Below are 16,632 nucleotides of genomic sequence, written 5' to 3'. Positions count from 1 at the left end.
TGCTAGGCGACAGGCTGCGTTTTAGCGCTCCGATGACCCGCCACGCGCTGCAGAAAGCGCTGAAGGAAATTGGCGTCGGACGCCGGGTTGCCGTCCGCGCCGCGCGCGGCCGCGTAGAAGGGATCGGCGTAGCAGGTCGCACCGGTGGCCGCGGCGAGGAACTGGACTGCCGCGACCATCTCGGGGGCGCCGGCCGCGAGGACGGTGTCGTCCCGGGTGAGCATCGGCATGTGAAGGGTCGGCCGCCCGGCCCGCGCATCCGGCGGCGGGTTGCCGCCGCTGCAGGTCAGGATCGTCGTCGCTCCCCGCTCGCGCAGCCAGTCGAGCGCCGGGCGCATGTAGAGGTTATGCGGGTGCCGTGCGCCGGCCACGACAAGCAGGTCGCGCTCCGGTTCGCGCAGGCGGCTCGCGCGCGCGACCGCCCAGGCGGGCGCCCAGCCGACGCCCGACGAGACGATGACGAGGCGCCGGCGGCCGAGACGGTGGAAGGCGGTCCCGAACGGGCCCTCGACCTTCACCGCCGCGCCCGGTCCGATCCTGCCGCCGAGCAGCGGCGAGACCGCGCCGTCGGGCTGGCGGCGGATCTGGAAGATCAGCTCGTTCAGTTCGCCCGACCCGTCCGCGCGCAGCGTCGGACTGTAGTCCCGCGCGGGCAGCCCGGCGAAGGAGACCCGGACATACTGCCCCGGCAGGTAGGTCAGCCGCTTGCGCAGCGCGACCGTGACTTCGACGATCTCGGCGGTGAGATCGACCACGCGGTCCACGGTCCCGGACCGCCGGACGGTCTCGGGAACCTCATCGAACTCGATGACCGCGTCGGTGGTCAGGCGGGCCCGGCAGGCCTGCACGGTGTCGCCGACGCGCGTCCCCGCATCGTCCACCGCGCCCGCGTGGATCCGGACGCGGCAGGTGTCGCACTGACCGGTGGCGCAGTCGTGCGGGATCGCCCGGCCGGCCGCCAGACCCGCGTCGAGCAGGGTCTGACCGGCACGGGCGCCGACGCGCCGTCCGTTGATGACGAGGGTGACATGATCGGCCATGGCGCGCTCCGGCCTCAGCGCAGCAGGACTTCGACCGGCCGCATGTGCCGCGTGTGGCGCGTCTGCGTGTGGTCGAAGGCCGAGACGTACAGGTAGAAGGTGTTCCCGGGCAGGAAATCGACGTCGTACTTGCTGCCGGTCGCGATCTTGCGCGAGGCCACCAGGGTCCAGTGGTCGTCGGCCCAGTCGGCCGCCGCCGAGATCCCGGCGCGGTCCCCGGTATAGCCGTCGGTCAGGAGCACGCCCGGCATGACGGTCCCGACCGGGATCTCCGCGTCGGCGGCCGCCGAGTACGGCACCGTCTCGGTCTTCTCGACCATCCACCACGCCGAGCCCGGCGAGGTGCTGGCATCGACGGCGAGATCCACGGTACCCAGCCTCGCCACCGTCGCCTGCCAGTCCCTGGGAAGCCGCAGCGGCTCGACCGCGCCCGCGTAGCCGCCCGGACCCTCAAACTTGAAGTTGTAGCGGTACGCGCTGGTGCCGGGGTCGCCCCAGTAGCCGGCCTGGTAGCGGCCCTTCACGGCCCGCTCGGCGGCGGTGGGATCGGTGGGCGGGCCGATATGCATGTCCTCGACGACGCCGAGCATGCCGCCGCGGGCCGCCTTCCACTGCCACATGTCGATGTAGCTGCCGTCGGTGGTGTAGTGGTAGCCGCGGCCGTTGAGCGGGGCGGGCGCGTCCGGCAGGGGCCGGGCGCCGAGATGGGTCGCGCCGCCGCTGCCGAACGCGTCGGACCGCGAGAAGATCACCGCCAGCTTGTCCTCGTAGTAGCCGGTCACGTCCGCGCGCGCGGCGTCAACGTCGAGGAGGTGCCAGCCGTCCGCCTTCTTGATCAGCGGGACGCGCTTGAGCGAGCGCGACGGATCCCACCAGCGGAAGGCGAAGTACACGTTCGCGTCGTCGCGGACGGCGCGGATCTCGACCGTGGTCTCGCCGGTCCCACCGAAATTGGCCCCCTGCATCGTCCGGACCGAGACCGGCCGCGCGGTCCGCCAGACCGGATCCTCGAGGAGCTTGGACAGGTCGGGGCCGGCCGACACCTTGTCGACCACCAGGGTGGAGCGACCCTTCACGTCCGCCAGGGCCAGGCCGCCGACGACCGGGAGACCGATCACGGCTGCCGCCAGGAGCGGCCGTCGCCGCCGCGCCGCGCCGTCCGCAAGGGCCGCCGGGCGGAACAGCCGCAGGAGCTGCCACAGCCCGCCGTACATGAAATGCGCGAGGGTATGGACCGCGATGTAGGCCAGGGCCACCAGCGCGCAGGTGGCGTGCAGCCAGACGACCCAGCCGCCGTAGCCGAGATAGAGCGCGACCCCGGTGCCCGTCAGGACCAGCGTGACGGCGTAGATCAGCCAGTGCAGCGCGACGTTGATGCCGCCCCACCGGGCCTTCCGGGCCGCCTTGGTCCGCCCGCTGACGCGGAGGGCGCGGAGCCGCGACAGGCCGTTGCGATCCGTGAGCCGCCCGCGCACGAGGTAGATCAGATAGGCGGTGATGCCGAAGAACAGGGTCAGGCCGGCCACGAAGTGGACGGTCCAGACTTCCCCTTGCGGAAGCATGGGTGCCAGGAACTTCGCGGTCCGCGCGACAGGCGCGTCGGCCGAGATGCGCAGGCCGGTGAGGAGGCTCGCCACCATGGCGATGGCGACGATCCAGTGGATCACGATCGTCCCGACGTCGGAGCGCGGATGCCGGTCGAGCTGCGCGGCGGGCGTGCTGCGCCAGCCGGGGGCGGTATCGGCGCCGCCGGGCGGATGCGGCGCGAGGGTCAGCGGTTCCGACATTCGATCCTCCGCACCGTCGCCGCAAATTGGACGCGCTACGTTAGAACTTTGTAAATCATGTTGCTGGCCGCGGGATATGGCCGAGCTTTGCAATCTTGAACTCTTGATAAACGTGCTTAACGGCGGTCGCGATCCGGTCTCTTAGGCGGGGCATGCGGCGGTTACGCCCGGCGGCGGCGCTACCGGGGTCACGTCCGGCATCGATCGAAGGCGGGCGCGGCCGACAGGTTCGGCATCGGGCCGGCATCGGGGCCACCCGTCAGATCGATCTCCCGGTCAGCGACGCGCGGGGACGGGCCCTCTGACCGCCGCCCCGGGATCTGTCGACGGATCACCGGAAGCGCTCGTGGTGGGTAGCGGACGGCTGTTCGCCGCTACCCGCGATCACCGCCTCGCGTCGCACGCGTGCTCCCGTTTCCGTGATCGTTTCAGAACTAAAAACATCTTTAATGAAGTCAATTCCAGTTGAAAATTGCAAACGCAATTTATTTGTAAAATCATTACTTGACGGATACGGTCAAGCTGCCGACCGGTAGAGCGGCCAAATCTCAGAAACACTGCGACGTCGCACCGTGTCGAGACCCGAACACGTGCGTGAACGCGGATCATTGGGTTGACGCTTGCAGTGGCACGTCCACGGCGTCGGATGCGGGGATATGATGACCAGATTCAAGGCGCTGTTGTTGGGCTCCTCGGCCCTGATGATCCCGATCGGCGGTGCCTCCGCTGCCGATCTCCCGACAAGGAAGGCGGCGCCGGTCGAGTTCGTGCGCGTTTGCAACGCCTATGGCGCCGGTTTCTTCTACATTCCCGGAACAGATACTTGCATTCGCTTGTCCGGGAGGGCGCGTTATGACTTCCTGTATCAGACGAGCAAAGTCCGCACGGGCGGCGGCGGCGACCTCACCGGCTATCTCGGCCTGATGCGGCTGAACCTCGATTCGCGGACGCAGACCGACTACGGAACGCTACGCGCCTTCCTGCGCATCGACGTCGCCAATCGCAGCGGCCCGTTCCTGACCTCGGGATCCCGGCAGCGCGAGAGCTTGGCCATCGCGGGCCTGGGCGCCGACGCCTTCGGCCGCACGCAGACCTACGTCAACGCCGACAAGGCCTTCATCCAGTTCGCCGGGCTCACCGCGGGCCGCGCGTCCTCGTTCTTCGACTTCTACGCGCACGATTTCGAGCTGATCGGCGGCACGGCCGGTTCGGACACGTTCAGCACCAACCTGCTCGCCTACTCGGCGGTCCTCGGGAACGGCATCACGCTGAGTGCCTCGATGGAAGATCCGACCTACCGGCGCTTCCCGATCTTCGGCACCGGCTCGGCTGTCGGTGCCTTCACGGCCGGCGGCGGCTTCGCGGGCTACAGCAACGCCTTCAACCCGTTCACGCCCGCGACCTGGCTGGCGCCGATCGTCGTCGGGCCCGGAAACGTCGCCTTCGTCGACGTCACCCAGAAGAGCCGCATGCCGGACTTCATCGGTGTGGCCCGCATCGATCAGGCCTGGGGTTCGGCGCAGCTCTCCGCCGCCGTCCACGAGATCAATGCAGGAGACGCCGGCAGCACCGTCGCCGGCATCAGCACAGCGACGACCGGACTGGGCATCTCGCCCACGGGGCGCGCCTCGAACGCCTATGGCTGGGCGGTTCAGGGCGGCGTGAAGGTCAACCTGCCGTTCATCGCGACCGGCGACACGCTCTACCTGCAGGGCGCCTACGGACAGGGCGCCATCGCCTATACGGGCATCTCGAACTACACGGCTCCGTACGACGCCCTCGGCGCGGCGCCGGTCGGCGGCGGCTCGTTCGCGCAGTATTACGCGGACGCGGTGCTCAATCCCGCGACCGGCCGCCTCGAGCTGTCGACCTCGTTCTCCGCTGTCGCGTCCCTTCTCCATTACTGGTCGCCCGCCTGGCGGTCGGCCTTCTTCGGCAGCTACGCGCAGATCGACTACAACTCCAAGGGGCGCAACGCGCTGGGTCTCCTGGGCTTCGGCTTCGCCCCGGCGGGCGCCAGCGCGTCGAACGCTCTGGCCTTCTCCACCAGTCCCATCCTGCGGGGCAATAATCAGATGATCACCGGCGCCAGCCTGATCTGGACCCCGGTGAAGGACCTCGATATCGGCGTCGAGGGCGAGTACGTCCGCACGGCGCTCAACAGCGGCGTCACCCCCGACATCTCCAAGAACGCCCTGCGCTACGTCAATTCGCAGGATGCGGCCCAATTCCGGTTCCGCGTGCAGCGGGATTTCTGAACTGTTCCGACGAGTCTTCGACGGCGCATCGTCTGATCTTGAGCCCAGCCGCAAGGCTGGGCTTTTTTGTTTTGAGCGTCTTGTAAATCGTCGCGTTCATTCGGGTTCATTTAAAAATAAAAGATCTTTTGCTTGCGGTCGGCGGAGAATCCTGTACAACGGACTCAGCTCTTCAGCGGCTTGCTTCGCCGCCGAGCGAGCGGATGCTATGGTTTCAGAGTGGCTGGCCCGGGTACCAGGGCAGGGCCGGTCTGACCCAGAGCTTCAGACCCATAAGACTTCGCCGACCGGGCAACCGGTCGGCTTTTTCATGTCCGCTGCGGTTCCGCGCCGGAAGGCTCTGCCAGTCAGCCCCGGGCGCCGCGGGCCCGGAGCCCGGTCGCGGCAGGCGCGATGGAGGCCGTCCCAGGCCTCCGCACCGAGGAAAATTCAAAAATCCTTTCAAGATTGAACGCGGATCAAAGACGGAAAGAATTATTCCGCAATAAAATATAGAGTTTAAAGCGGTCTTCCCACATCTTACTCCCACGTCGCCGGCGAGCGACAGCTTCTGAAACGGGAGATCATCATGAAGACCATCATCCTGGCCTGCTCCATGGGCGCGGTGCTGATCGCGGGACCTGCTCTCGCCCAGGACCGCGGCGCGACGATCGATCCGAGCCTCATCATCCGGACGAACGGCAGCGGCCTCGACGCGTGGTCCGCCGCCGAGGGCAACGACAAGGCGGGCGGCATGTGGGAAGGCGCGACCGGCTACAGCGCCGCGATCCAACGGCCCACCGCCATCGAGACCGTCCCGGCCAATCGCCAGTGGAGCCGTCTCAACAGCCGCGAGCGCCACCACCGCCAGCCGTCCTACTGAGCCCCCCTCGACGGCACCGCGCCCGGCACATCCCGCGGGACGGGATTGGCCGGGCGCGACGGTGTCAGAGCGGAGCGGCCGGCAGGAGAGCGATGGACGGACTGTCCGAGACCGTGTGGGTCCAGCTGAGGGTCACGCGGCATCCGGTCCCGTCGCTGGCGATCGCGAAGGTGGCGCTGTGCAGCCGCGCGATGGAATCGACCAGGCTCAGGCCGATCCCGAATCCGCTCTTGTCGGTCTTCAGTGCCCCGCGGCGGTACCGGGCGCGAACGGCACTCAGCTCCTCCGCGGGGATGCCGCAGCCGGTATCCGTGACCTGGATGGCCGTCGGGTTCTGGAGCAGCGCGACCGTCACCTGTCCGCCGGCCGGCGTGAACTTCAGGGCATTGTCGATCAGGTTGCTCGCCGCCTCGAAGATCAGGCTGCGGTCGCCCTCGATCGCGCAGGTGTGGTCCGGCCGCTCCCAGAGGAGCGCGATGCCGCGCTCGATGGCCAGGGGCTCGTAATACTCCACCGCGTCCTCGAGCAGCCGCCCGAGATCGACCTGGGTGAAGCCCGACCGCCGCAGGCGGTCCTCCATCTCGGAGATGCGCAGGAGCGCCGAGAACCGGATGACGATGGTCTTGACCTCGGCCAGGACATCCTCGTTGCAGGCGCGGAAAGCCTCCACGCTGTCCGCCTTGCGCAGCGACCGCTCCAGCGTGCCCACGACCCGCGTCAGCGGCGTGCGCAGGTCGTGGGCGATGTTCTCGTTGACGCCCTTGATCTCCAGCATCAGCCGCTCGAGCTGATCCAGCATGTCGTTGACGACGCGGGTGAGGTGGGCGAGGTCGGCCGAGACGCCGCGGGTCGGGAGGCGCTCGCTCAGGTCGCCGCGCATGATGCGCTCGACCGCCTTGGTGATCGCATCGTTCTGCCGCAGTGAGCCGGCACCGAACACGACGGCACCGATCAGACCGATCACGATGGTGGCGGCCATGCCCCAGACGAAGGTCTCGACCAGCGCCTTCTCGAGGGCCTGAAGATCCTGGGCCGAGCGGCTCACCAGGACGTACTCGCCGCTCGGGAGCTGGGTGAGCTGGCTGAACAGCGTGCGGCTGCGGTGACCCAATGGCTGCAACAGGATGAACGGCCGGCCGATCGGCGCCTGGTCGGGGAAGGCGATCGGCGCGCCGGCGCGGCGCACGTGGTCGGGCCCGAACAGGACGAGCGGCCGCCCCCCCTCGGCGAAATCCTCCGACGCGTCGATCCGCTCGCGCAGCGCGCGCGGCGACAGGTTCAGGAGGTGCTTCGATTCCCACTCGACCCACTCGAACGCGGCCTTGCGGCCGTAGCTGCGCGTGTCGACGTAGAGGAAGCCCGACAGGGCGAGCGACGCGGTCCCGAAGGTCGCGAAGAACAGGCACGCGACACGAAAACCGCTGGTGCGCCGGACCTCAAGAAGGCGCACGGAGGATGAAGCCCGTGTTACGCACCGTGTGGATCCGCGGGTTCAGCCCGTCGGGATCGAGCTTCTTGCGGATCTTGCCGATATGGACGTCGATGACGCTCGACTGGTGATTGAAACTGTAGCCCCAGACCGACTCGAAGATCATCTTCCGGCTCACCAGCGTGCCGGCGTTCTCCATCAGGAACTCGATGATCGCGAACTCCTTCGGCAGGAGTTCGATCTCGCGGTCCGCGCAGTAGAGCACGCGCTCGATCAGATCCAGGCGGAGATCGCCGACGACGAGTTCGTTCACCGCCTCGGCCGCCATCTTGCGCCGGGCGAGCGCGTCGACGCGGGCGGTGAGTTCGATGAACTCGAACGGCTTGGCGAGATAGTCGTCGCCGCCGGCGCGCAGCCCGTCGACGCGCTCGTTGACGGCCGACAGGGCGCTGAGGATCAGGACCGGCGTCGAGACCTTGGCGGCGCGCAGCTCGGTGAGCAGCGACAGGCCATCGATCTCCGGTAGCATCCGGTCGAGCACGATCACGTCAAAGTTACCGTCGAGGGCCTTGCGTAATCCGATGCTGCCGCTCGGCGCCTCGTCCACCTGAAAACCGTATTCCGCGAGGGCCGACCCGATCTCGGCGGCGACCCTACGGTCGTCCTCGACTACCAATACGCTGGCCATCCGTTTTTCCTTCTTATTATGTATTCGCCGGCCCTGTCTGGTCTCCTGCGGCTCGGAGGGAGGGGTGGAATTATCCTCTTCGGTCCCGGAGTCAAATGGTGTCCGGTCGCGGCTGCCGGTCCGCGGAATCGAGGCGGCGAAGCTTACAGGGGCGCGGGGGATCTGGACCATGCGTCTCACTCCGCGCTCGCCTGCTCGGAGAGCTTGGCTGTCGGGGTCTGCGCGGCGACGGAGCCCCTGGTGAGGACGCGGCTGCCGTCCCGCAGGCCGGCCGGCGGATTGAGGACCACGGCCTCGCCGCTCTCGAGGCCGCTGCGCAGCTCGAGGCGCGTGCCGAGATCGCGCGCGATCGTGATCGGCCGGAGGCGCACGGTGTCGTCCGCACCGACCACGGCCACCCGCGTGCCGCCCGCGTCGAAGATGAGCGCCTCGGACGGCACGATCACGCGCGGATGGGTGCGCGGCACCTCGAAGGTGACGGCGACGTAGAGGCCAGGCCGCAGGACCCGGTCCGGATTGGCGACGTCGACCTCGGTGTCCAGCGTCCGCACCGAGGATTGGAGAGCCACCGAGCTGCGCGAGACCGTGCCGGCGAAGGTGCGGTCCGGGATCTGCGCGACCTGGACGCGCGCCTTCACTCCGTCGTGGATGCCCACGGCGGCCGATTGCGGCACCTGGACCGCGACGCGCAGGACGTCGGTGCTGTCGATGGTGAAGAGCGGCGACCCGGATCCGGCATCGCCGTGGACGAGATCGCCGACATCGACCTTGCGGGCGGTCACGATGCCGTCGAACGGTGCGACGACGTTCTCGAAGGTCGTCAGCGTGCGGAGCCGGTCGACGGTGGCCTGCTGGGCGGTGATGTTGGCCTCCGCGACCTTCACCTTCGCCTGCGCGGCGGCCAGGGAGGCGGTCGCGGTCAGCATACCGGCCCGGGTCTGGTCGGCATTCTGCTTCGAGGCCCAGCCTTGCCCGGCCAGGGTCGCGGTGCGGGCATCGGTGGCGTTCGCGAGCGTCACGCTGGCCTTGGCCTGCTCGACATCCGCCTGCGCGACCGCGAGCTGCGCCTTGAACTGGCCGAGCTGGGCCTCGGCCTGCCGGGCCTGCTGGTCGAGGTCCGGCGCGGCGATCCGGACCAGGAGATCGCCCTTCCTCACCCGCGACCCGATGTCGACCCGGCGCTCGGCGATGTAGCCGGTGGCGCGGGCGAAGATGTCGGCATGGTCGAAGGCCTCGGTCTGGCCCGGCAGGGTCAGCGTGATCGGCCCGTCATCCACCTGCGCCGGCCCGGTGCGGACCGTCGGAACGAAGTTCACGGCCTCGGCCTGGGTCTCCAGGGAGGCCTGGTAGGTTTCCCAATGGTGCCAGGCGCCGAGGCCGAGGGCGCTGCCGAGTGCCAGGAACGTCACGAGGAACGGGCGCTTGCGCGGCGGCGGCGGCACCGCGTGGACGAAGGCCTCGCCGGCCCCGTCCTGCCGCAGCGGGTCGATCTCGACCGCGTGCTGGTGCGCCCGCGCGGCAGCCTCAGCGCCGCTCCCGGGGGCGTCGGTGAATCGGGTCATCAATAATCCTCGAGGGGCTTGATCGGGTTGCGGCGGAGCAGGGTGTAGAGAAGGGGGACGAAGAGCAGGGTCGAGACGGTGCCCATCCCGATCCCGCCCATGACCGCGCGGGCGAGGGCGGCGTTCTGCTCGGCGCCCTCGCCGGCCCCGATCGCCATCGGGATCAGGCCCAGGAACATCGCGGAGGCGGTCATGAGCACCGGCCGGAGGCGGGTATGGCCGGCCATCAGCGCGGCCTCGCGGGCCGAGCAGCCGGTGGCCTCGCGGTGCTCCTTGGCGAAGGTGACGAGCAGGATCGAGTTCGCGCTCGCCACGCCGACCGACATGATCGCGCCGAACAGGGCGGGGATCGAGAACGCCGTGCTGGTGATGAACAGGCTCATCACGATGCCGCAGAAGGCCAGCGGCAGGGCGGCGATGACCACGAAGGGATCGATCCAGGTCTGGTAGTTCAGGACGAGGAGCAGGTAGACCGCCACCAGCGCGATCCCCAGCCCGAGCTCGATGCGCGAGAACGCGCTCTCCATGCTCTCGATCTGACCGCGGACATGGATCTTGTCCGGGGCCGGGAGCCGGACCTGCTCCTCGGCGACGATCCGGTCCACGGCGTTGCGGACGCTGCCGAGATCGGCGTTCTGGACGTTGGCGAGGATGTCGAAGGTCGGCTGCTGATTGACGTGGTTGATGACCGTCTGCTCCGGCTGCCGCTGCATCGTGGCGATGTTCGACAGCAGGATCGGGATGCCGGGCCGGTCCTGCGCGGTCGCGTGCACCGAGACCGGCGTGTTCATCAGCTGCGCGATGTCGGCGTTGCGCCATTCCGGCGTCTGAACCCAGAGCTGGTACGGCATGCCGGACTTGGGATCGGCCCAGAAGTTCGGGCTGACCTGGAAGGAGCCGGAGAGCGAGACGTTGAGGTTCTGCGCGATGGACTGCTCGCTGACGCCCATCTCGGAGGCCAGCCTGCGGTCGACGTTCACGTACATCTGCGGGGCGTCGACGACCTGATGCAGGTGGACGTCGACGGCACCCCGGACGGCCGCGATGCGGCGGACGAGGTCCTGCGCCACCGCGAGGTCCTCGGCATCGTGCCGCCCGGAGACCTGCACGTCGATCTGCGCGACGGTCCCGAAATTCAGGATCTGCGTGATGATGTCGGACGGCTGGAAGTAGAAGATGCCCTCGGGGAACGCCTGGTGCAGGACCCGGCGCAGCCGCTTCTCGTAGAATGAGATCGGCTTGTGCTCGCCCTTCAGGTTGATGAGCATCTGCCCGTCGTTGTACGCGACGAACGAGGCGTCCAGGAAGGCGAAGTTGTAGTTGGAGGCCGGGAGGCCGATGTTATCCAGGATAAGCCCGAGCTCGTCCTTCGGGACCACCTGCCGGACCACGTCCTCGACCTGCGCGAAGGTCTTCTCCGCCTGCTCGATCCGCTCCCCCGGACGCGTGCGGATATGCAGGGTCATCTGGCTGGCTTCGATCTGCGGAAAGTAGTCCTGGCCGACGAAGGGGAAGATCGCGGCCGTCACCGCGAAGACGGCGAGCGCGCCGCACAGCGCGCGGGCCGGATGGCCGAGCACCGCGGCGAGGAGGCCGACATAGCCGGCGTGGAAGCGCGCGAAGCCGCGCTCGAACGCGTTGCGGAAGGCCAGGGCGCCGCGCAGCGGATACCGGAGCGCCCAGCCGACCGGCCGGGTCGCGACGCCGAGGACCCGGCCGAGGACCGAGCGGCGGCGGGGTGGCGACACGCGGTCGGCCGCGGCGGCCGCGCCGCCGTGATGCCGGGCGTATTCCGGGGCGACGAGGACGTCGATGAGGATCGCCACCAGCGTCCGCGACAGGAGGTAGGAGGTCAGCATCGCGAAGACGACCGCCTCGGCCTGCGGGACGAAGAGGTAGCGGGGCGCGTCGGTGAGGAAGAAGACGGCCGAGAAGGCCGAGCAGATCGCCAGCGTGGAGATCAGGGCCGGCTTGGCGATGCCGGCCACGCCCTCCACCACCGAGCGCCGGAAGGAGAAGCCCTCCTCGAACATCCGGTAGGTGTTCTCGATGGCCACCGTCGCGTCGTCCACCAGGATGCCGACGGCCAGGGCGAGGCCGCCCAGCGTCATGACGTTGATGGTCTGGCCGAGGGCGACCAGGATCGACAGGGACGTCAGGATGCAGAGCGGGATCGAGACCAGCACCACGATGGTCGACCGCCAGGAGCCCAGGAACAGCAGGATGGCGAGGCCGGTGAGCCCGGCCGCGATCACCGCCTCGCGCACCACGTCGGAGATGGCGTCGGAGACGAAGACCGACTGATCGAACAGCGGCGTGATGGTCATGCCCTTCGGCGCGGCCGCGTGGATGTCCGGCAGGGCGGCCTTGACGGCGTTCACGACGTCGAGGGTCGAGGCCGCGCCGTTCTTGAGGACCTGGAGGAGCACGGAGTGGTGGCCGTCGGCGCGGACGATGTTGATCTGCGGGGGGGAACCGTCGCGGACGTGGGCGACGTCGCGCAGCAGGACCGGCTGGTTGTTCTCGACCTTGATCGGAATGCGGTTGAGCTGATCGACCAGCTGAGGGCTCGAATTCAGCCGCACCGTGTATTGCTGCGTCCCGATCTTCGCGAGGCCCGAGGGCACGACGAGGTTCTGCTTGAGGACCGCGTTCAGGACATCGAGCGGCGTCATGCCGATCGCGCGCAACTTGGCGGGGTCGAGGTCGACCATGACCTGACGCGGCGCGCCGCCGTAAGGGGAGGGCAGCGTGGAGCCCGGCACCTCGGCGAGCCGCCGCCGGGTCCGGTACTGCGCGTAGTCGAAGACCCTGGTGAGCGGCAGCTTGGGGGACGACAGCGCCATCTGGATGACCGGCACCGAGGAGGCTGAGAAGCGCATGATGACGGGGGGCTGCACGCCCGGCGGCATGCGCGAGCGGATCGCGTTCATCGCCGAGTCGACCTGGGTCATCGCCAGATCGATGCTGACGGCGGAGTCGAAGTAGATCCGCTCGGTGACCGTGCCCTGGATCGATGTCGATTCGATTCGCCGGATGTTGTTCACGTTGCTCGACAGCGAGAACTCGCTGTAGTTCGTGATGCGCTGGACCATGTCGGTCGCGTCGAGACCGTTGTAGGTCCACACCACGACCACCACCGGAATATCGACGGCGGGGAGCACGTCCTTCGGCGCCACGGCGATCGAGCCGAGGCCCGCGAGGAACATGAGGACGGCAAGAACATAGAAGCTCTTGCGGAACTTCAGAGCGAACCGGACGAGTTCCATGTGATCAGTCGGGTGTCCCGCCGTGATCCGGCTCCCGTCGCGCGGCGTGTCTGCGCGGACGATGGGCCGATCAAGCCTCGTTTGCGAAGAAAAAACGGGACGTATGCCCCGCTCGCGACAGATATAGAGTTCGCAAAACCGCGGTACGAATGAATTCGGAGCGACAAACTAAAGCTGATTTAAGGAACTTAAAACGGCGTTGGCTCTCTAAAGCGTGAGGCGTGCCGGTCGCCGGACCCTCCTCCGATACACGCCGCGGCCGCACATCGGCGCGTCAGGAATTGAAAAAGATTTTGGAAAAAAATCCGGCTTTTACTGCTGAAAAGCTTATTTGATTGCAGCTCGCGGCCATCTTGCACGATCTTGGTGAGACCGGGACGGGCGGATCGGACAACGGCGCCTCGCGACCACGACGCGAACCCGCCGGGAAAGGCCGAACACGGGCGCGCGGCAGACCGTCAGTCCGCTCGAGCAGAACGGCCGCGCATCCCGCGGCGGTGACGACATTCCAGCCTGGATAGATTGGGCGCACGGATCGCCGCCCCGCCGATCTCGTGCGCTCGGGGAGGAGCGCGCCGATGAACAGACGATGCCTCTGGCTTCTGGTCCCGGCGCTGTCGCTGCCGCTTCAGGTCAGCGCCGCGCTCTCCGAGAGCGATATGCCGGCCGGCGGCGCCTTCATGAGCAGCTACACCTCGGATCCCTACTTCGATCCGCGGTCGCGGTACTCGCAGGTCCACTCCGCCGGAGACATCGGCGGGCAGCCGATGCTGGCCGAGCCGGGCGACGCCCCGGCGCCCTGCAGGCTCTTCGACACGGCCTGCGCGGACGCCTTCGAGCGCTCACGCCCCCACGCGTATCGCTGAACGGGCGCCGGACCGCCGCCATCCGGACGGACGGGGATCAGGCCAGATAGTCGTGCAGCACCTCGCCGTAGGGGAGCGTGAAATCGACGATCTGGTGCCGCCCGCGCACGATCCGGCGCACCGGAAGGTCGGCGACCCGGCAATTGACGTGCGGGATGAGGTGGAGCCGGGCCTCGCCGTCCCAGGCGCCGTGGACGACCACGTCGCGGAGCCGGTATCCGACGAGCTGGGCCACCTTCGGTGAGCCGTCCACGTCTGGAATGAGCTTCAGGTTGACGTTGAGGTGACCGATCCCCTCGCGCACCGCGTCGAGGCTGTCCTCCAGGCTGCGGTGCTTGTAGGTCATCGTGCCCATGGCCACGCGCTCGTCGTCGTAGTGCAGCGTCCCGGTCAGCGTGTCCTTCTTCACGGAGAGCCGCGGGATCCCGTACTTCTTGGGGAATCCCCAGATCTCGCGCCCGGCGGTGATCGGCGGCTCGTCATCGAGATACATCTGGACGGAGAAATTGCAGGGCTGCCCCTTGTAGGTCGCGACGATCGCCGAGCCGCTCTCCTCGTAATCTCCGAAGCCGGAGGAATCCGGCATCTTCATCCACTCGTAGAAGGCGAGGTTACCCGGTGCCGGTTCGAGCGGTTCCGGCAGGGCCGCCCGCAGGGCGTCGGGATCGGTCTCGTAGGTGATGATCAGGTACTCGCGCCGGACGAACCGGTAGGGGCCGCGCGGGTAGCTCGGGCTGAAGGCCGGCATCGAGGGGGCACGGAGGATCTCGTCGCGTGTCATGGCCGCTGCTCTGCTGCGTGAACTGGGACTCAGTCGCGGGCGTCCCGCGTCAGATCGAAGACGGTGATGCCGTCGGCGTCGCGGGCCTGGTCGAGCCAGCCGCGGTGCCGGAAGGCACGGCGGATGTCACCGAGGCCGGCCGCCCAATGGTCCAGCATGGTCCGCCGGGAGAACTCGTAATCCTTGGCGTTCCCTTCGTAGGTCTTGCGCCGGTAGATCACCTGCATGATCGTCACGGCGGTCTGGCGGCTCATGTCGGACAGGAGGGCGACGTCCGGATCGTCCCGCAGTTCGGGCGGCAGCCTCTCGACCAGGCGTCGGAAGGCCGCCTTCGCCTTCCGGGTCCGCACCGCCGCGTCCGTGTTCAGGCGGGTGCGGCTGGAGTAGCGGATGTCCTTCTCCCGCTCGGCCGCCTCGGACAGGGTCCGCGGCATCGGTCCGCGCGCCGGGAACAGGTCGACCTGGACGATCTGGAGATCCCGCGTCCGCTCCTGGTCGAGGACGTACTCGAGCGGCGTGTTCGAGACGAGGCCGCCGTCCCAGTAATGCTCGCCGTCGATCTCCACGGGCGGAAAGCCCGGCGGGAGCGCGCCCGACGCCATGATGTGCTCGGGGCCGATCCTGTCCCGCGTGTTGTCGAAATAGGCGAAGTTGCCGGTGCGCACGTTGACCGCGCCCACGCTCAGGCGCACGGCGCCGGCGTTGATGCGGTCGAAGTCGACGAGCCGCTCCAGCGTGCCCCTCAGCGCGCCGCTGTCGTAGAGACTGAGCGCCTGCGGCGCCCCCGGCGGATAGAACGGGGCCGGCGGCCATCGCGGCGTGAAGAAGCCGGGCACGCCGAATCCCGCGACCAGGGCGGCGCTGGCCTCGTTGAACCAGGACCGCGCCCGATCGCCCGGGAAGAGCGGGACGCCCTGCAGGCCGGACGACACGAGGTTCCAGAAGGCCCGCAGCCGCTCGGCGCGGCGCTCGACCGGGTTACCGGCGATCAGTGCGGCGTTGATCGCCCCGATGCTGATGCCCGCCACCCAGTCCGGTGCGAGACCGCAGGCGCAGAGGCCCTCGTGGACGCCGGCCTGGTAGGAGCCCAGCGCTCCGCCGCCCTGCAGAACGAGGACGGGCATCGCATCGGCAACCGACCTATCCGGCATCGTCCAGGGCCCGCTCCGCGCTCGAATCCGGTCTCGGATGGCGGGCAGGGTACCCGGCCGACGCGGGGCGCTTCAACCGCGGCGGACAGTCCCGGGGACGCGGCGCCGGCCGGGCACGGGCCGCCCGCGCCCGGCCGGGCGGCGAACACGCAAATCTGTGAATTCTTGGATCAAGTTATTTCGCAGCGCATGAGCGCGCTCTATGCCGTCGAGAATCGCACGCTGAGCGCGCGCTGGACAGGCGATGATTGAACAGGCTCCGAGGATCGCGCGGGAATTCCATGTCGGCGTCGGCGGCGACCGCTGGTCCCTGATGCGCGACGTCCCGACCGGGCAGCCCTACATCGCCCATCGGCCCGGAGCCGACATGCCGGAGGTGCAATTGGACCTCGGGTCGTTCCTCGTGCTGTTCACCGGCGAGGAGCGGGAGAAGCTGCTCAGCCTGATCGCGTCGCTGCTGCCGGACTCCGGGGCGCGCGAGGACGCGGGCGATCGGCCCGCCACAGCGCGGCCGCGGCCGTTCGTGTCGCGGTGGCTTCCGAATCGGTAGTGGAAAGCCCCGGGTTCAGCCGGAACGACACCGGTTCTAGGCGCAATTGGGCCCAGTTTGTGAACGGCTCATTGATCGGTTGTCCCCTAAGCTCCGGCGCTTGAGCGCGGAGTACTTATGGATAACCAGCGCAACGCCCGGCGCGTCTCCGTCAACCTGAACGGACGGATCTCGGTCGCGGGCCATCCCGCCATCCCCTGCGTGGTGCACGACATGTCGCGGTGGGGCGTCCGCCTGAGACTCGTCGGGACCGAGCGGGTTCCCCCGGCATTTACCCTGACGATCGACGCCACCGACACGGTGATCGGCTGCGAGACGGTCTGGAAGAACGCCGACGAGATCGGGGCCCTCACCGACCTGATGGAGTGAGGGCCGGCCGGTCGCGGCGA

Annotated in this window: 13 protein-coding genes; 5 read left to right on the top strand and 8 right to left on the bottom strand. The window is 68.4% G+C overall.

Going from position 1 to position 16,632, the window contains the following annotated elements; genetic code table 11:
- Window positions 1-2: 2 nt before the first annotated feature.
- Both MMR14E_RS01070 and MMR14E_RS01065 read right to left on the bottom strand, forming a co-directional pair.
- Window positions 3-1,040 (bottom strand): 2Fe-2S iron-sulfur cluster-binding protein, encoded by a 1,038-nt coding sequence (locus tag MMR14E_RS01070; protein ID WP_331312408.1) that lies wholly within the window; start codon window positions 1,038-1,040, stop codon window positions 3-5.
- 14 nt (window positions 1,041-1,054) lie between these two features.
- Window positions 1,055-2,827 (bottom strand): ethylbenzene dehydrogenase-related protein, encoded by a 1,773-nt coding sequence (locus tag MMR14E_RS01065; RefSeq protein ID WP_331312407.1) that lies wholly within the window; start codon window positions 2,825-2,827, stop codon window positions 1,055-1,057.
- Between the two features lie 659 nt (window positions 2,828-3,486).
- Between MMR14E_RS01065 and MMR14E_RS01060 the strand changes: the two genes are divergently transcribed.
- The gene (locus MMR14E_RS01060) at window positions 3,487-5,085 is read left to right on the top strand and encodes a porin (protein ID WP_419539277.1); all 1,599 of its coding nucleotides are present in this window, start codon (window positions 3,487-3,489) and stop codon (window positions 5,083-5,085) included.
- A 568-nt stretch (window positions 5,086-5,653) separates the two neighbouring features.
- On the top strand, window positions 5,654-5,947 hold the full coding sequence (locus MMR14E_RS01055) for a hypothetical protein (protein WP_331312405.1): 294 nt from the start codon (window positions 5,654-5,656) through the stop codon (window positions 5,945-5,947).
- Window positions 5,948-6,011: 64 nt separating this feature from the next.
- Here MMR14E_RS01055 and MMR14E_RS01050 read toward each other — a convergent pair whose 3' ends face one another.
- From MMR14E_RS01050 to MMR14E_RS01035, 4 genes are all read right to left on the bottom strand, one after another.
- Window positions 6,012-7,397: a sensor histidine kinase gene (locus MMR14E_RS01050; RefSeq protein WP_331312404.1), complete on the bottom strand. Its 1,386-nt coding sequence runs from the start codon at window positions 7,395-7,397 to the stop codon at window positions 6,012-6,014.
- Window positions 7,384-8,064, bottom strand: a complete 681-nt coding sequence (locus MMR14E_RS01045) for a response regulator transcription factor (RefSeq protein ID WP_331312489.1) — start codon at window positions 8,062-8,064, stop codon at window positions 7,384-7,386. Before MMR14E_RS01045 ends, MMR14E_RS01050 begins: the two co-directional genes overlap by 14 nt.
- Before the next feature lie 176 nt (window positions 8,065-8,240).
- A complete protein-coding gene (locus tag MMR14E_RS01040; protein WP_331312403.1) occupies window positions 8,241-9,626 on the bottom strand; it encodes an efflux RND transporter periplasmic adaptor subunit in 1,386 nt (461 codons plus the stop codon).
- Window positions 9,626-12,895 (bottom strand): efflux RND transporter permease subunit, encoded by a 3,270-nt coding sequence (locus MMR14E_RS01035; RefSeq protein ID WP_331312402.1) that lies wholly within the window; start codon window positions 12,893-12,895, stop codon window positions 9,626-9,628. Before MMR14E_RS01035 ends, MMR14E_RS01040 begins: the two co-directional genes overlap by 1 nt.
- A gap of 578 nt (window positions 12,896-13,473) precedes the next feature.
- Here MMR14E_RS01035 and MMR14E_RS01030 point away from each other — a divergent pair.
- Window positions 13,474-13,761: a hypothetical protein gene (locus tag MMR14E_RS01030; RefSeq protein ID WP_331312401.1), complete on the top strand. Its 288-nt coding sequence runs from the start codon at window positions 13,474-13,476 to the stop codon at window positions 13,759-13,761.
- Window positions 13,762-13,798: 37 nt separating this feature from the next.
- Here MMR14E_RS01030 and MMR14E_RS01025 read toward each other — a convergent pair whose 3' ends face one another.
- Window positions 13,799-14,542: an acetoacetate decarboxylase gene (locus MMR14E_RS01025; protein WP_331312400.1), complete on the bottom strand. Its 744-nt coding sequence runs from the start codon at window positions 14,540-14,542 to the stop codon at window positions 13,799-13,801.
- A gap of 29 nt (window positions 14,543-14,571) precedes the next feature.
- On the bottom strand, window positions 14,572-15,693 hold the full coding sequence (locus MMR14E_RS01020; protein WP_419539274.1) for a patatin-like phospholipase family protein: 1,122 nt from the start codon (window positions 15,691-15,693) through the stop codon (window positions 14,572-14,574).
- Window positions 15,694-15,937: 244 nt separating this feature from the next.
- Between MMR14E_RS01020 and MMR14E_RS01015 the strand changes: the two genes are divergently transcribed.
- Together MMR14E_RS01015 and MMR14E_RS01010 are read left to right on the top strand one after the other, a co-directional pair.
- Complete coding sequence (locus MMR14E_RS01015) at window positions 15,938-16,243, top strand: hypothetical protein (RefSeq protein ID WP_331312398.1); 306 nt, start codon at window positions 15,938-15,940, stop codon at window positions 16,241-16,243.
- A 117-nt stretch (window positions 16,244-16,360) separates the two neighbouring features.
- Window positions 16,361-16,612 (top strand): PilZ domain-containing protein, encoded by a 252-nt coding sequence (locus MMR14E_RS01010; RefSeq protein WP_331312397.1) that lies wholly within the window; start codon window positions 16,361-16,363, stop codon window positions 16,610-16,612.
- Window positions 16,613-16,632 lie beyond the last annotated feature (20 nt).

It is taken from the genome of Methylobacterium mesophilicum (genome assembly GCF_036441335.1).
Lineage (GTDB): Bacteria > Pseudomonadota > Alphaproteobacteria > Rhizobiales > Beijerinckiaceae > Methylobacterium > Methylobacterium mesophilicum_B.
The sequence above is the reverse complement of the archived record's forward strand: the minus strand, read 5'-3'. Positions and strand labels throughout refer to the sequence as shown.

Bases quoted from the DNA above. Each gene is read 5' to 3' on its own strand.
- MMR14E_RS01010 (WP_331312397.1), top strand. From the start codon at position 16,361: ATGGATAACCAGCGCAACGCCCGGCGCGTCTCCGTCAACCTGAACGGA.
- MMR14E_RS01025 (WP_331312400.1), bottom strand. From the start codon at position 14,542: ATGACACGCGACGAGATCCTCCGTGCCCCCTCGATGCCGGCCTTCAGC.
- MMR14E_RS01020 (WP_419539274.1), bottom strand. From the start codon at position 15,693: ATGCCGGATAGGTCGGTTGCCGATGCGATGCCCGTCCTCGTTCTGCAG.
- MMR14E_RS01055 (WP_331312405.1), top strand. From the start codon at position 5,654: ATGAAGACCATCATCCTGGCCTGCTCCATGGGCGCGGTGCTGATCGCG.
- MMR14E_RS01070 (WP_331312408.1), bottom strand. From the start codon at position 1,040: ATGGCCGATCATGTCACCCTCGTCATCAACGGACGGCGCGTCGGCGCC.
- MMR14E_RS01015 (WP_331312398.1), top strand. From the start codon at position 15,938: ATGATTGAACAGGCTCCGAGGATCGCGCGGGAATTCCATGTCGGCGTC.
- MMR14E_RS01040 (WP_331312403.1), bottom strand. From the start codon at position 9,626: ATGACCCGATTCACCGACGCCCCCGGGAGCGGCGCTGAGGCTGCCGCG.
- MMR14E_RS01035 (WP_331312402.1), bottom strand. From the start codon at position 12,895: ATGGAACTCGTCCGGTTCGCTCTGAAGTTCCGCAAGAGCTTCTATGTT.
- MMR14E_RS01065 (WP_331312407.1), bottom strand. From the start codon at position 2,827: ATGTCGGAACCGCTGACCCTCGCGCCGCATCCGCCCGGCGGCGCCGAT.
- MMR14E_RS01045 (WP_331312489.1), bottom strand. From the start codon at position 8,064: ATGGCCAGCGTATTGGTAGTCGAGGACGACCGTAGGGTCGCCGCCGAG.
- MMR14E_RS01030 (WP_331312401.1), top strand. From the start codon at position 13,474: ATGAACAGACGATGCCTCTGGCTTCTGGTCCCGGCGCTGTCGCTGCCG.
- MMR14E_RS01060 (WP_419539277.1), top strand. From the start codon at position 3,487: ATGACCAGATTCAAGGCGCTGTTGTTGGGCTCCTCGGCCCTGATGATC.